The following is a 14,971-nucleotide window of genomic DNA, read 5'->3' as shown; positions in this document are numbered from 1 at the left end:
AAAACGCTCGACTGGAGAACCCCAGCCGAGCGCCTGCGTGATCTACTGACAGCCACGTAAGCCATCAGGTGTTGCGAGGACCCCGAGAATCCGCCCTTGCGGCGGGGCGTCGTCGTGCAGTTGGTCATGACGGATTGGGGCTTGCACTGGAGGCTCCGTTGTACTCCGGCTCGCCGCTCTCGAGTACGCGGAGGAGCGAGGCGGTGACGACGCGGGCGGTGCGGCCTATTGGCAGCACGCGGCAGGGGAATTCCCCGCGGCGAACAAGGTCGTAGCCCTTCGATCTCGACAAGCCGAACGCCTGGGCGGCGTCCTCGACGCTCGCGGTCCCACTCCAGGTGGCGCGGATATGCTCGGGGCTGAACGGGCCGTGATGCGTCTCGCTGCTCTGGCTGGGCATTCCTGTCAGTCGTGCCTTTCGGGTCTGTGCCTATTTAGGCGGTGTAAGGGAGCGTGGTGGTCGCACTGTGTTCGCCAGCTGGGAAGGAGTCTCGGGGTGCGCGCGGCTGCGTGTTCCAGGGGGGGCGGAGTGGTGCAGCGCCTTTCGAGGGGCAGGCTGAGCTGGGAATTTACCGGATTGGTCCGACTGGCGGCCGTGGGATCGTTTCGAAATCCGTAGGTCACGCGCGAGTGCTGAGTCGTGTTCGAAACGGCGCGTGCCGGAGGTCCCGAGGGTGCCTGCTCCGGCGGTCAATCTTCCGAGTGCGCCAAGTCCGATTTCACGCAGGTGATGCTGTCTCGCGAAATGAGCAGCACCCAACGGGCATTGCATGCCGTGTGGCGGTGACGTAATGGATCGTCGCTGTGCTGCCTTTCGACGGGTGGTCAGGAAGTGGCGGTGGAGGTACAAGTATTCGGCGGGTCCCCGGTTTCGGTAGCCGGGGACCCGCCGCTATATTCCCGCCTCGCGAGTTGGCCACGTGCGAGCGTTACCCGCACGACCCGGCCCCGGTGCCGGTGGTCATCACCGTCCAGATGGCGGCTACACCGAAGATGCTCGCGATGGAGTTCGCCGGTTCTTGGGGCCGACCTCCCCGCCCGAGCCACCCACGCGGATGTAGTCGACGCTGTCTGCGCCGCCGCTTATCGATGTTGATTGACCCGGAGTGGCGCCTCCTCGGGCATCCGCCTCGACACGCGCTTGCGGTTACTCGTCGGCGGCTTCGTCACCCTGCTCTTCGGGCGGCGCCGACCGCCGGTACTGAGGGTGGTCGAGATCGAGCTGTTTGGCTGCGTGCAGGGGCACGGGGTAGCGGGAGCGGTCGGACCAGGCGATGGTCTGGTGACACAAGCGTGCGGTTGCCCGTGCGAGCATCGTCCGGTCGACCCCGTCGGCCACACCGACTGGGTAGATCTCGGTCGCTGTGACGGCCCACCACGGCGCCTTGAGCTCATTCGTCTCCCGCTCCCCCTCCTCCCCGCCCTTGCCCGGGTTGGCGTCCCAGCGAGTGATGGCCTTGCCCAGGTCTCCGCCCTTGGCTTGGTAGTTGCGCGGGATGTTGAACAGGACCCAGAAGGGATTCCCGAAGTCCACGTCGGCACGGTGTAGTTTGGCCGATGCGAACAGGATGGACTCCTTCTCGGTGTCCGGATCACTCTCGCGAGGGACAGGAACGTACTGGGGCACCTCATCCGCGGCGACGTTCATCCGGATGACCGCGCTCGGCTTCTTGCGCGGTGCGTTCTTGCCTTTGCCGTACCCCGGCAGCCAGGTGCGTGGATCGGTGATGTCCTCTTCCTGGTAGCTCTGATTCTCGTTGTGCAGGCCCGTCCACATCCGTCGGCAGGCGTGCCCGTCGACCATGACGACATAGCCCATGCCGGGTTCCAGCTCGTCGCGGACGAGGCTGGAGAGGGCGTCTTCGACGTGTGCTGCTGCTTCCGCCCAGCGTTCCTTGTCCGTCTCGCCCTTGCCGTCGACGTGGAGTGCGTAGTCACTGGCGTGGAAGGCGGCGATTGCCTCCCGGTAGGGCACCCAGGCTCCGATTTGGGGTGTCCACGCTCGCATCGTCCAGGCGTCGCCCTCCTCCTCCGGCGGGAACAGGGCGGTGGCAACGATGATGCGTTTGGTGTGCTTGCCGTCGGCTGTCTTGGCCTGCCTGCGGGCGTGGATCCCGCAGTAGACGAGTTTCCCCGCCTCGTAGCCCTTCTTGTCCTTCGCGATGGCCCGCGCGAGGCGCTGGTCGATAATGCCGAGTGAGCGGTACAGATCGAGGAGCGCCATGTAAGCGGCGTGGTCTTTCCCCGGCTTCGGAGGACTGATTTCTGTTGCGGGATTTCCGAACGTCCCCGGCTTCATTCCCGAGGTGAACTGGCAGACGAAGTCCTTCTTGGCCAGGAAGCGGCGGACTTGGAACTTCCCGTCATAGCGCTCCCTGCGCAGCAGGAATGCATTCCGCTTCTCTCCGTCCTTCTTCTTCAGAGCCGGGATCTCGGTCTCGCACCACGCGCCAACCAGTACCTGCGACTCGCTGTCGGCGAAGTCGTCTTCGAGGGATTTGAACTCCACGGTCCGGTTGATGTCGTCGCCGTGTGACAGGAAGCGCTCAGCCTGACGGAACACCACGCTGATGCCGGGAGCGAGGGGGACCTCCTCGCCTGGTCCCGGATCGCCGATGGGTGGGCCGTCCGGGAAAGCCAGAGACAGCGCGTTGATCATTCGCAGGCGGGTGTTCCAGCGGTACCACAGGCATACGATCCGCAGGTGCTCGAAGCCCTGGGCCTTTACGGAGGCGGTGATCTCTTCGGGCGGGGGAAAGCCGATGGTGTGGAGGAGTTCGCCGGCCTCGATGCGGCTTGCACGCTCTTGCGGGGCCATCTTCTGTTTGTCCGTGGGGCGCGGCTCGAAGGTCATCGGTTCCACCGTGAAGTCGACCCAGGTGGCTTTCTCGCCCAGCACCTTGGAGACGTGTTCGGCCAGGAGCCGCAGGTGGAGGGTGCCAGGTCCCGTGCCGACAGCGAAGTTGTCGTTCCTCGGCATGAGCGGGCGGATGAAGCCGGCATCAGGAGTAATGAACGAGGGGAATTCCCCCTCCTCGGTGGCTTTCTCCAGCAGGGCCCGCTCTTCGGTGACGCGCGTCTGCAGCGCTTGCAGGACGCTGATGTCCATCTCGTCGCGTGCGAGCAGTTCCAGGGCGCGCTGGTTGACCGCTCGGACGCTGCCGTTGCGTACCAGCTCAGTGTGCAGGATGGGAAGGCCGTCGCTGCCTTGGAAGATGTGCGTGGACTTGGCGTAGACCATGTTGCTGTGGACGCGGGTGACATGGGCGTCCAGGAAGATGACGGGGTGGACGACGTTGGGCTCGGTCTTCATGACCACCGAGAGCCGGGACATCGCGTACTGCGCCTTGGTGGTCTCGTTGACCTCGGTTGCGTCGTCACGGAGGTTGTACTTGCGTCCGAAGGGGTGATCCCAAGCGATAATGCCGCCCCGGCTGTCGGGAAGATAGGTGACTTCCCTTTTGTTTGGGTTGGCCTTCCAGCCGATCGTGCGGTTCTTGAAGACCTGCTCGCCGTTGGCGTCGAGCTTGGGGGAGCCGTCCTTCTCCGTGTCGGCGACCTTCTTGGTGATCGGGACGAGGTCGTAGATGGTGAACTTTTCTTGGGCGAGCTTCTTAGAGATCACCCAGGGCACGGCGACGTACATCCAGTGGGGACACTTCGGCTGCCTGCCCGGCACCGGCTTAAGGAGCCGCGCCATGTCGAATTCCTGCTCGGGCGTCTTCGCGATGGCTTCGGCCACCGGCGGTACGTCGAGGAGGACAGCCTGGTCGGTGTTCAGCCCCTTGCTGTAACCGACAACGCACCGGAAGACGTGGCGCAGGGTCTCGTCGTCAATCTTCTCCAGCGAGACCAGGAAGTTGAGGTACCGGTCGAGGTGGACGTACCCGCCGGTCTTGAACTTCAGGTAGGTCAGGGCGGTTGAGTACGGCAGGTTCTTCTTCTCGTCCGGATGCTGCTGGCTTTTCTGCTCGTCGTCTCCGTCGCCTTTCAGCTTCTCCCATTCATCCCGCACACTGCGCGGAAAGATCCGTACGTACACCTTCTGGCCCTGGACGAGTTCGGGGGTGCAGCGCAGGGTGAGGGTGCTCGGGAGAGTTGCGGTGGTGTCGCTCAATGCTGTGATCTCTTTCGGGAAGAAGCGCTGGGCTATGCGGAGAGGGCGAGGTCGACGCCGGCGTAGGTCAGGAAGGCGTTGACTGCCTCCCCGTACAGTTCGGCCATCTGCCGGCGTTCTTCCGGCAGCCACCGGCCGGCCATGCGTTCGATGATGCTGGCCAGGTCAGAGCTCCAGGTCTCATCGTGGAAGGCGTAGTCCACGAAGTGCAGTTCCATGTTGGTACCGCCGCGTCGTGCTCGGCCGGCGAGCTGGATGAGGGACACCAGCATTCCGGCGACCATCTGTTCCTGGAGGACGAGGTCCATGGTCGACAGCTGCGGGGAGGAGCGCAGAATGGTGGCCAGGTGATCGCGTGCTGCGGTGCGAGCCGTCTTCAGCGCCTCGACGGGATCCGACGCACCGGACGCGGGCAACGCGTTGATGCCTGCGGCGTTGACACTGCCGTACATCCAGGTGGGATCGTCGATGATCAGCGGGGGCCTCACGCACAGGTAGATGGAGTGGATGGCTGAGCGGAGATTGACGACGATGTTGAGTCCTCTGGCGATGTTAGCCAGGGGGGCGATCAGGATGTCGCCGAATTGGGGGAATTCCTCGACCTCTTCGACGGTGATGCGGCGCACCAGTGACGGGTCAGGAAGGTAGCGGACGTTGCTGAGGCGGTCTTCTTCCCGGACGAGGACGCACACGCGGTGGGAGAGGCCCTTCGCCTTGGCGATGCCGGTGGCGATGTGGCCGCACTGTTCGTAACTGTTGGCCGTGAGAATCACGCGGGCGCGGGTGCGGGTCGATTCCGATTTGGCCAGGCGCGTGAGTTTCCTCGACAGCTTTGTCTCGTACAGGCGTTCACCGATTTCGCGCAGGGCTTCGGGCTTGTCGGAGGGGAACTGGCCGGCGATCGGGATGCGTTCTCCGGCCTTTCGGTGGCCGTTGCCGTAGGTGACGGCCGAGGACTCGACCAGGATGGATTCTTCCTGGGCGTCGGTCATCCACCACATCACGGGGGCGTGGACGTGTTCCTTGACCGCCTGGGGGAAGTAGGCCGTTGCGGAGAGCCCGAAGATGGGCCGCTCCACGCCGGCGGTGATCAGTGAGACGAGTCCGCCGAGCTCCGACACGTAGGTGTGCGGGTCGCCGGCCATGTGCTGCGTGGAGAGCTTGGCGTCCTTCTCCGGGTTCTTCATACCGGTGACCCGGTAGCCGTTGATCGGCCTGCCGATTGTTCCGTGCGGAAGCACGTCGGCGATGCCGCCGGAGCGCATCGAGTCGATGATGCGGTTGGCGCTGAGCAGCCCGGAGTGACGCAGGGACTGGGCGGTGTCGCGCAGAACGGCGAGCGACACGTCCAGTTCGCTCATCAGCGTGCGGATGAGGAGGTGGTCGATGGCCCGGTTGCGTGTGCGGCCGTCGCTGATCATCGGAGCGAGGGCCTCGTGGAGCCTGAGTTTGAGCGCGTCGCGCTGGTTGATGCCGCGCGGCGACACGACGGCCCCGAGGACGCTGCTCACTCGTTCCCACTCGGGGTCCAAGAGCATGGGTGCAGGAGCCGTCTCGTCGTCTTCGCCGAGGTCGGGTGCCGGTACCAGGGCGTTGAGCCGGGCGATGGCCTCGGCGGGAAGCGGCTGGCCATCGCTGACCGGGTATTCGGGGAACAGGAGGCTGATGAGCTCGCGGTCCTTGGAGCGTGGCAGGCGCCAGCCCTCGTAGTCGTATTCGTGCCTCAGCCGCGGGACTCGGGCGTCGTCGTGGTGGTTGAGGCGGAATGCCTTGGTGCACAGGCCGGTCAGCAGGGACTCGGCCATGAGCCGGACGTGGCTGACCGGTTCGATGAGCTGGTCCTCGAAGCGCAGAGGAAGGTGCTTGGCCGCGGTGTCCAGGACCTGCGGTTCTGCGGTCCACGGGCGCCGGGAGTGCAGGTCGACCGTGGTGGCGCAGCGGTCGACGGCGACGGCCTGGAAGGCGTCGATCTCGTCGATGATGACGAAATCGCTGGCGCGGAGCACGAACTCCCGGACGGTGACGGACCGGACCGGGCGGCCGTCGATCTGGATGCCCACCCGCATGGTGCCCTGGATGAAGTTGTGGTGGTTGGTGACGATCACCGTGGCGTCAGCGGCCTGGTAAGCGGGGGTGAACTTGCCGCAGGTCGGGATCCAGGGGCAGGCCAGCATCTCTCCGCCGCCGCGCAGGCTCAGACAGTTCTCCTTGCCGGGGCGGTAGATGCCGGCGGAGTCGAGCCAGTGCTGCTGTGCGCATCCATAGGCGAGGTGGTCGACGTCACGGCGGCCACGCTTGCCCCATTCCCCGGGGGCGTCGGGGTCCTCCTTGACGAGGGCCGCGTGCTTGAGGGCCCGATCGTGCCGTGAAGACGGCGACATCAGCGGAGCGCACGTCGCCAGGTGCTCGGTCTTGCCCGCCTCATGCAGGATCTCGAGGTCGCGGCTGATGTCCCAGACGGAGGCGAGCGTGGCCTTCACATCAGGGACGAGGAGGGTGATGCGGTAGTCGTTGAGCGCGGCCCACGAGCCCAGGAGACGGACCAGCACGGACTTACCGGTTCCGGTGGGCGCGTGGAAGATCTGGGTGCAGCCGGCCAGGAGCTCCAGCACGTTGACGGTGTCGGTGTCACGGGCCTTGACCCGGTCGAGCAGGCCCGTCAGCACCTTGTGCAGCCAGGGGCCAGCCTCTGTGTCCTCGTACTGGGTGTCCAGGAGCTGTGCGATGTCCTTGAGATCTTGGACGTAGACCGGGACCGTGCCGGCGTTGGGCCGGGTCGTGAGGGCGGGAAGCGTGTCGTGGCCGAGGGGCTGGATGAAAGCGGGAAAGCGGGGGATGGTCACGCGCCCATGGACGATCTCATTGCCCTCGGTGCGCTCACTCGTCTCGTACGTCTGGCCCGGCGCTGCGAACTCGTGGGGCTTGCGCCGGCTGCTCGGCCGCCGGTAGGGCGCGAGAAGGCTCTTGGCGTAGCCGAGGTAGTCCCCTCCCAGCAGGGGGTAGGCCGCAGTGGCGGTGAGAGGATCACCGGCCAGGGTGAACAGCTGGAGGGTGGTCTCGTCGTCCTCCTCTTCGGCGCTGTCCATGGCGCCCAGGAGGATCCGCGCGGCGGAGGCGAACCGCTTCTCGTCGGCGAGGTCGGGGTTGCTGAGCTTCATCACCTCGGCCACGAGCAGTCGTTCCTCACTGCCCAGCTCATTCCATCTCTCCCATGCCTGCGGTTTGCAGCTGGCGAAGAACGCCGCGTGGCGGAAGGAGGCCAGCGGCTTGCCGTCGTCGTCCTGCTGCGGGAAGTAGTGGGCGGCCAGGGCCAGCGCGGCGCGGACGAAGGCGTCCCTCACAGTCATCTGGCTCATGCCCACGCCACCCCGGCGCTCTGGCAGACCATCTTGGCGAAGTCGGTCATGGCCGCGGCCTTCATTCCGTACTTGTGGCAGGTCACGGTCAGCAGGGGGATCTGGTCGGCCCGGTGGTCGGGAACGACGAGCCATTCGGCGCCGCCCTTGTCGCCCTCGTTGCGGTGCAGGCTCTCGGCCAGGACACGACCGTGGGTGTAGTCCTTCACATCCACGGTGAAGACGTGCGTGTTCCCGTCAGGCCCCTTGACCTCGATGCGATGGTCGTAGGCATCGCTCATCGGCCAGAGCCTGACGGCCTCGTCCACATCGGCCAGTGCGGCGGCCAGCCGCTCCCGCAGAACGGTGTGCAGACGCAGCTCGTGCAGGCCGGGCACACAGGTGTAGCGCCACACACCGCGCTTGAGGGCCAGATGCCCCTCAACCGGCTTCGCCTCCGGCACGACACCCGTGGTGTCCAGCGCGAGAGTTGCCTCGTGGGGAGCCGGGGTGTCGGGGCTGTCCGGATGCAGCTGCGGCGCGTCTCCGGACGTGGGCCGGAACATGAAGCTGGCACCGGTATCGGCGTGACGGCCGTAGAGACAGGCGACGCGGTAGTACTCGCGGCCCGCACTCATCCGCTTGCTGATCTTCATGGGCCACTTGCACACCGTGCAGGGGAACCACCAGGTGCGGTAGACGGCGTGGTAGGGGATCGGCTCGTAGAAGCCGATCGCGTTGAGGGGCAGGCCGCGCTTGTTCAGCTCCGCGGCCGTGCCTGCAGGGCATTCCACCAGCGTGGTGCGGTCCTTGACATACTGGGCGTCACCGCGACCTTTGAGGATCTCGTACATCTGATCCTGGTCGATCTCGTCCTGAAGCTGCTCCTCGGTGAACCGCATCCGGCCGATCCGCCGAAGCCGCTTCAAAATCCGGTGCAGCTGGGAGGTCTCCCACTGCAGATCGAAGGCGTTCCCGGTGACGCAGCCCTCGGCGTCGACAACTGGAAAGTCGAGATCGCCGAAGCCGGACCGGTCCAGCCACGACGGGAGCAGGCCGTCGATGGGACCGCGCAGCCTTCGGCGGAACTCGCCGAACGACAGCGGCACTCCAGGGCCGTACGCGGCGAGCAAGTCCCCGTGATACCGCATCAGCTTTTCGGCCCGGTCCCTCGGGCTCAGGTCCGGGGCATTGATCGTCTGACAGGCTTTGATGAAGGTGAAGTTGATCAGGCGGAACGCCTCGAAATGCGAGAACGTCAGGCCGTCGTCATCGACATGGGTCGTCACGGGAGAGGACCGTAGAGCATGGGTCTGACAATGCCCCTGGAACGGCCTCGGACCGCTCTAAATGATCATTGCGCAGGAGGCGCCGCAGCTGGGTACATCTCCGTGTAGACGTGCAGGTAGGAGGCAATATGCTGCTGCCCGAGAGCGGTGGTGTGCCACCGGTACTCGAGGACGTGCGTATCGCCCGGCGCCATCCGGGGACGTAGTTCTATGAAACCTCTGCTGGGACGCGCTTGGCGCTTCGGCCGATATCCCACAGCGAGGTAGAACAGGGACTTGCCCGTCAGCTCGCTCTCGTGGAGACCTTCCGGGCCGGCCGCGGCGACACGCAGCAGAACGCCCCATAGCCATTCGGACAGCAGGTGCGCGGGAGGCGCCGACTCCGCGGGCTCTCCCAGCCCAGCGCGGGCGCAGGCACGGCCGCGGCGCGTGATCTCCACGAGGGTCCGGTCCACCTCGCCGATCCCCGGAACCTCCACGCGGTCCTTGGTCACTTTGATCAGTCCCAGCCGCTCCAGGGAGTGGAGGGTGGCCCCGGCCCCTTGATCGTGGACGCTGGCGCTCCGCAGGCGCTGCTGAAGGCGCGTGTGACCGACTACTTCGGTGGGTGCGTCGAGAGCGAACGGCAATTTCCGCCACTGCTTGGCCGGCGGCACCCTGACCTGGTTCTGCCGGCGCATCCACATCTCCGTTTCGGTCATCTGGTCATCGCGCAGGATTTCACCCAGATAGACCCGCTGCCGATCATTCAGCCCTTCCCAGCCCTCAACCGCTGACGCCGGCGGACCGTGCCGCTCCCGCTCGGGCAGACGCGGGGGCTCATCTCTCGGCCGCGTGCGCATCCAGGCGTCCATCACCATCCGGACCGGCACCTTGTACAGAGCTGCCAGCTGCTGCACGAGCCGGCCCGTGTGCCCCGGCTTCCTCCAGTTCCAGCCGGACACCTGACGGCCCCGCTCCAGGCTGCGGACTTTGTGTGCGTCCACGAACAGATCACGGCCGACGGCAGTCGCGCGAAGACGGGTGGCGACCTCTTCTGCGGTGAGGCCAGCGGCATAGCGGAGGTCAACTAGTGTCTCGGACCCGCTGGGCGTTCCCGTGAGGTCGGCGGTGGTGCAGCCCAGAGCATCGGCGAGCCGCCGCACGTTCCTGGCTTCAGGTACATACCTGCCCTCCTCCCAGTACACGACCACGCGGTACGTGACTCCCACGCGATCAGCAAGCTCCTGCGGAGTGAGCCCAGCCTGCTCGCGCAGCGCCCGGATCTTGGTGTGCTCAACGGCCAGCAGATGCCTCGGCATACCCGTAGGGAACCCCAGTGAAGACTTCATGGCAACTACCCGCCGAGTGGCTATCAGCCTGGAGGTGAGTTCAAGCGAGTGCGGGGGAGTGCCCGAAGACCAGTCGCCGTACTTGGTCCACAGGGGCCCCGTACTGTTCCGGAGTATCGAGTGAGTGCTTAGAAGGCGCCTGCCGTATCCCACGTTGATCCACTCTGACCTGCGCTTTACCGACGTCGTGACGGGTAGTCAGGTGTTCTGTGGGACGTATGTGGGATCTGGCCGTTCGAGTGACCCGTGGGACGCTGGCACCTTCCCGTGGTCTCGATAGTGCTTCTAACTCCATCTTCACACCCTCGAAGCCTCCTGCGGAAACAATCCCGCACCTCGTCGGCGTTGGTGATCTCCGAGCCGAGGAGGGGAAGGTGTCGGGCCTGAAGCTGTTCCGCACGGACACGACCAATAGCGGCATGACCGAGGTCATGCCGCGTCTTGCTGAGATCGAGGCAGATGTGCAGAGTCTCGTCGAGGCGCACATGGAGACGCTGCTGGGCGTCCGGTTCCTGGCGAGCTTGATGCTCGTGCCGCCGCAGCGGGCGCACTTCGGCGGGCGGGTGAACAGCTCGGCGTGCTCGTGCTCTAGGACCTTGCGGGCGAAGTGGCCGCCGCGCATCGTCACCATGACCTCGCGAGTCCACGCCTGGGACAGGGTGTTGAGGCTGCCGATCATCACCGTCCGCTCGTCGATCACCGCGATTTTCTGGTGCATGACGTTGACGGGGACGACCATGTGGACGACGGCCCGCAGGTCCGTGATGAGGCTCTGGCTGTCCGGGCGGGCCTGGAGCTGGTCCTGTCGTCGCGGATGAACACGGTCACTCGCACGCCGCGTCCGGCCGCCTCGTGCAGCAGTGGCAGGATGCCGCGCACCCGGTTCGCGACCCACGGCGCCCACAGCCAGACCGAGGCGCGGGCCTTGCGGATCTCGTCCTCGAAAAGCGCATGAGCGGTTGGATGATTGCCGGATTACTGGCCGGCGTGTGGCTGTGGGGGCAGGTGTTCGGGTTCAGTGAGTCCACCGCCACGAAACCGCTGACGGATCCGAAGCCGGCGGCCAGCGCGACGGCCGACCGCTGATGGGACGTCCCCGGCGCGGTCGGGAGCGGGGCAGGCGGGGTCCCGGGCTGCCGGGCGCGAGGCGAGGGCGAAGACCGGCGAGGCGAACCGCTCGGGCATCCTCTCGCCCTTTCGCGCCGTCTGGCGTGCCGTTCACGATCGGTCAGAGGCTCGCAGAGAGGAGTCGGGAGCCCGTGTGAAGCGCTGCAGGAGCCGGGTGAGATCGTCCGCCCAGGACATGATGGTGGGTTCGTCGAAGAGGTCCGTGGAGTACTCGAAGGTGACGGTGATCGTATCGGCGCCGGGTGCCAGGACCGCGTACAACTCGTTGCGGGCCACGTCCGACGTGGGGAGGTCGCGTACCGAGGCCGACAGTGAGCGCATGTCCAGGTGGGGCGGCGGTGTGGTGACCACGGTGAACAGCACGGTCGGGAACAGCGAGTCGCCCGTTCCCGGCGCCACCAGCTCCACCACCTCCGTCAGCGGCAGTTCCTGGTGGTCGAGCGCGGTGAAGAGCGTCGTGCCCAGCCGTGTCACCAGGTCGGCGAAACTGTCGGCCTCGCCCGGCCGGGCGCGCAGCAGGACAGCGTCGCCCAGGAGCCCCACCACATCGGACCGCTCGCGACGGGCGCGGTTGGCGCTGGACGCTGCCAGCACCACGTCGGGCGGCCCGCCGCACAGCGCGGCGACCCATGTGGCGAACGTCGCGGCCAGTACGACGTACGGCGTCGTCCCCAGGCGGACGGCGACCTCCGCGACCCGCTTCGGGATGTCTCCGTCGATGACCCAGGTGTGCAAGGCGCCCTGGCCGGACAACTTCGCGGGGCGCGGCCGGTCGTACGGCAGCGGCGGACGCAGGGGCACCCCGTCGAGTTCGGTGCGCCAGAACCGTTCGAGATCCGCCCTGCGGTCGTCACTCAGCTGGTGTTCCGCCCTGGCGACGTCGGTGAACTGTACTGAAACAGGCGGGAGTTGGCTGGCGGTGTTCTGATGGCGGGCGTTGTGGAGCTCCCCCAGTTCGCGCCAGACGACGCCCATCGACCAGCCGTCGCACACGGCGTGGTGGAACACCGTCACCAGTACCCAGCGATCCGGACCGAGTCGCGCCAGCCGGAAGCGGAACAACGGCGCGCGGTCCATGGAGAACGGGCGCGTGGCCTGGTCCCGGCACCACCGCTCGACGGCCTCGTCGTCGGCGTGCCCCGTCAGGTCGTCCACCTGCAGGTCCACCGGCACCTGGGCCAGCACCTCGACCACGAAGCGCCCGTCACGCCGGACGGCCCTGCTCCGCAGCGCGTGATGGCGGTCCACCAGGTCCTCCAGGGCGCCCGCCAGGTTCCGTGGGTCGAGGTCGCCGCACAGGTCGATGCGGTGCGCGACGTTGTAGACACCCGGATCGGCGTGTTCGTGGTGCCGGTGCCACAGCCTGCGCAGCGTGGACGTCATCGGTGCCGTGTCCACCACCCGCTCGGCGGGCGCGGGACGTTCACCGCGTGCCGCCACACCCCGGATCGTGGGGTTCAGGAAGAACTCGGCCATTGACAGTTCCCTGTCCAGCCGGTCCGCCATGCGGTTCAGCAGCCTGATCGCGCTCAGGGAGTGGCCGCCGAGTTCGAAGAAGGACCGGGTCACCGGCACCCGGCCCACGCCGAGCTCCTCGCACCACAGCTCGTGCAGGGCGTTCTCCAGGGGGGTGGCGGGCCGCGTGTCGGCACCCGGCGCCGCGTCCTCCGGCTCGGGCCCGGGCGCGGGCAGCATCTCCCGGTCCAGCTTGCCCGAGGTGTTCACCGGTAGCCGCTCCAGCCGCACCCAGTGGCGGGGCACCAGGTGGCCGGGCAGCTCCGCCGAGAGCGCCGCGCGCAGCGCGCCCAGGTCGGCATCCTGTGCCGTGGGCACCACGTAGGCGACGAGCTCCTGGTCGCCGTGCGGGTCGCGCCGGGACACGACAGCCGTGTCCCGGACGTCGGGCAGGGCGCTCAACGCCTGCTGCACCTCGCCCGGTTCGACCCGATGTCCCCGGATCTTGACCTGGTCGTCCCGGCGGCCGACGTACTGGAGCGTGCCGTCTGTGCGCCAGCGCCCGAGGTCCCCCGTCCGGTACAGCACGGAGCCCGCGCCGTCCGCGAGGAACGCCTCTGCCGTCTCGGCGGGCCGGGCGTGGTAGCCGTGGGCGACCGCGGCGCCGCCCACGTGGATCTCACCGACCGTGCCTGGCGGAACCTCCCGCCCGGTGCCGTCCAGCAGGGTGATCCGCACGCCCGGCAACGGCGTGCCGATCGGCGGCCACTCCTCGCCTTCGGGGTCGACCCGGTGCGAGGTGACGATGACGGAGGTCTCCGTCGGCCCGTACTGGTTGTACAGCGCGCACCCGGGGTGCGCGGCGAGGAACCGGCGGAACGCGCCGGTGAGCTGAAGTGCCTCGCCGGCCGAGAACAGCTCCCGCAGGGACGGCAGTTCGGGCCCGGACTCGACGAGGTACCGGAGCGGGGTGCACGGCATGAACATCCGCTCCACCCCGTGGCGGCGCACCGCCTCCGCGACCGCCGCCGGGTCGTGCCGCACCTCGTCGTCGATCAGGACCAGCGCCGCCCCCGAGCACAGCGTCGTGAAGATCTCCTGCACGCTCACGTCGAACGCGGGCGACGTCCACTGCAGGGTGCGCAGCGCGGAATGGCCCGCCAGGTGCCCGCGCACGAGGTTGACCGGGCCCCGGTGCGGCACGACGACCCCCTTGGGGCGGCCGGTCGAGCCCGAGGTGTAGATGCAGTACGCGGGGTCTTCGGGCCGCGCGCCGTCCGCCGGGCGGGCCTGCGCCGGATCGCCGTCCACCTGCTCCACGAGCCGTTCCGGCCCGTCCGGGGCATCCGCCCCTAGCCCGGGATGCCGCGCGAGGACGGATGCGGAGGTCAGCAGCAGCACGGGCGCGCCGTCGTCGAGGAGCGCGGCGAGCCGAGGGGTGGGCAGGGACGGGTCGAGCGGCAGATACGCGGCGCCGCTCTTGAGCACCCCCAGCACCGCGGCGATCAGTTCCGGGCCGCGCGGCAGCAACAGCGCCACCCGCTCCCCGCGCACGGCACCCCGGGCACGCAGATCGTGGGCGAGCGTGTTCGCGCGCCCGTCCAGCTCCCGGTAGTGGATGCTCTGCGCCCCGCTCACCAGGGCCACGGCGTCCGGCGTCCGCCGTGCCTGCCGCTCGAACAGCCCGTGCAGGGTGTCCTCGACGGCGGGCGACGGCTCGTCCAGGCGCCCCAGCCTCGCGACGGCCGCGCGGTCGGCGCCGGTCACGGCCGTCAGTTCCCGCAGCGGCGCGCCTGGGGTGGCGAGGGCACGGCGCAGCACCTGTTCCACGTAGTGCGTGAAGCGGCGCACGGTCGCTTCGTCGAACAGGGCCGTGTCGTACTCGACCATGAACCGCACGCCGTCGCCGTGGTGCGTGAAGTAGACGCTCAGGTCGAACGGAGCCCGCGCGCTCGGCACGTCGAGCAGCGTCGCGGAGAGCCGGGGCGGGTCGAACTCCGCCTCGCCCTCGTTCTCGTACTCCACCATCACCTGGAACAGCGGATTGCGTCCCGGGTCCCGAGGCGGGTTGAGCGCTCCCACCAGCTCGTCGAAGGGGACGCCGCTGTGCTCGTACGCCGCGGTGCTGCCGGCGCGCACGCGGTGCAGCAGCGTGGGGAAGTCCGGGTCGCCGGCGAGGTCCACGCGCAGCGGCACGGTGTCGAGGAAGAGGCCGACATGGCGGTCGGCACCCGCGGGCCGGGCGGCGAGGACGGTGCCGAGGACCACGTCGTCCTGGCCGCTCGTCCGGCCGAGCACCGCCGCGACGGCGCCGGT

7 protein-coding genes and 1 pseudogene are annotated in these 14,971 nt (G+C 67.7%); 2 read left to right on the top strand and 6 right to left on the bottom strand.

Annotated features, from left to right (window positions below; genetic code table 11):
- Positions 1–124 precede the first annotated feature (124 nt).
- The 5 genes from ABZ281_RS12915 to ABZ281_RS12895 form a co-directional block, all read right to left on the bottom strand.
- Positions 125–400 carry a helix-turn-helix domain-containing protein gene (locus tag ABZ281_RS12915; protein ID WP_356654889.1) on the bottom strand — a complete coding sequence of 92 codons (276 nt, stop codon included), beginning with the start codon at positions 398–400 and terminating at the stop codon, positions 125–127.
- A gap of 747 nt (positions 401–1,147) precedes the next feature.
- Positions 1,148–4,117: an RNaseH domain-containing protein gene (locus ABZ281_RS12910; RefSeq protein WP_356654887.1), complete on the bottom strand. Its 2,970-nt coding sequence runs from the start codon at positions 4,115–4,117 to the stop codon at positions 1,148–1,150.
- Positions 4,118–4,149: 32 nt separating this feature from the next.
- Positions 4,150–7,473: a hypothetical protein gene (locus tag ABZ281_RS12905; protein WP_356654885.1), complete on the bottom strand. Its 3,324-nt coding sequence runs from the start codon at positions 7,471–7,473 to the stop codon at positions 4,150–4,152.
- The gene (locus ABZ281_RS12900; protein ID WP_356654883.1) at positions 7,470–8,741 is read right to left on the bottom strand and encodes a hypothetical protein; all 1,272 of its coding nucleotides are present in this window, start codon (positions 8,739–8,741) and stop codon (positions 7,470–7,472) included. Before ABZ281_RS12900 ends, ABZ281_RS12905 begins: the two co-directional genes overlap by 4 nt.
- A gap of 65 nt (positions 8,742–8,806) precedes the next feature.
- Complete coding sequence (locus tag ABZ281_RS12895) at positions 8,807–10,042, bottom strand: helix-turn-helix transcriptional regulator (protein WP_356654881.1); 1,236 nt, start codon at positions 10,040–10,042, stop codon at positions 8,807–8,809.
- A 404-nt stretch (positions 10,043–10,446) separates the two neighbouring features.
- Between ABZ281_RS12895 and ABZ281_RS12890 the strand changes: the two are divergent.
- Both ABZ281_RS12890 and ABZ281_RS12885 read left to right on the top strand, forming a co-directional pair.
- Positions 10,447–10,593, top strand: a pseudogene (locus ABZ281_RS12890) (transporter); the annotation flags it as partial.
- Between the two features lie 331 nt (positions 10,594–10,924).
- Positions 10,925–11,158, top strand: a complete 234-nt coding sequence (locus ABZ281_RS12885) for a hypothetical protein (protein ID WP_356654879.1) — start codon at positions 10,925–10,927, stop codon at positions 11,156–11,158.
- A gap of 132 nt (positions 11,159–11,290) precedes the next feature.
- Here the strand turns inward: ABZ281_RS12885 and ABZ281_RS12880 are convergent.
- Positions 11,291–14,971: amino acid adenylation domain-containing protein (locus ABZ281_RS12880; RefSeq protein WP_356654877.1), on the bottom strand; the 3,681-nt coding region annotated here is incomplete at its 5' end.

It is taken from the genome of Streptomyces sp. NPDC006265 (assembly GCF_040613555.1).
Lineage (GTDB): Bacteria > Actinomycetota > Actinomycetes > Streptomycetales > Streptomycetaceae > Streptomyces.
Note: the sequence above shows the minus strand (reverse complement) of the source record. Positions and strands in the feature narration are given on the sequence as shown.

Coding starts and splice junctions, on each gene's coding strand:
- ABZ281_RS12915 (WP_356654889.1), bottom strand. CDS start 400: ATGCCCAGCCAGAGCAGCGAGACGCATCACGGCCCGTTCAGCCCCGAG.
- ABZ281_RS12905 (WP_356654885.1), bottom strand. CDS start 7,473: ATGAGCCAGATGACTGTGAGGGACGCCTTCGTCCGCGCCGCGCTGGCC.
- ABZ281_RS12895 (WP_356654881.1), bottom strand. CDS start 10,042: ATGCCGAGGCATCTGCTGGCCGTTGAGCACACCAAGATCCGGGCGCTG.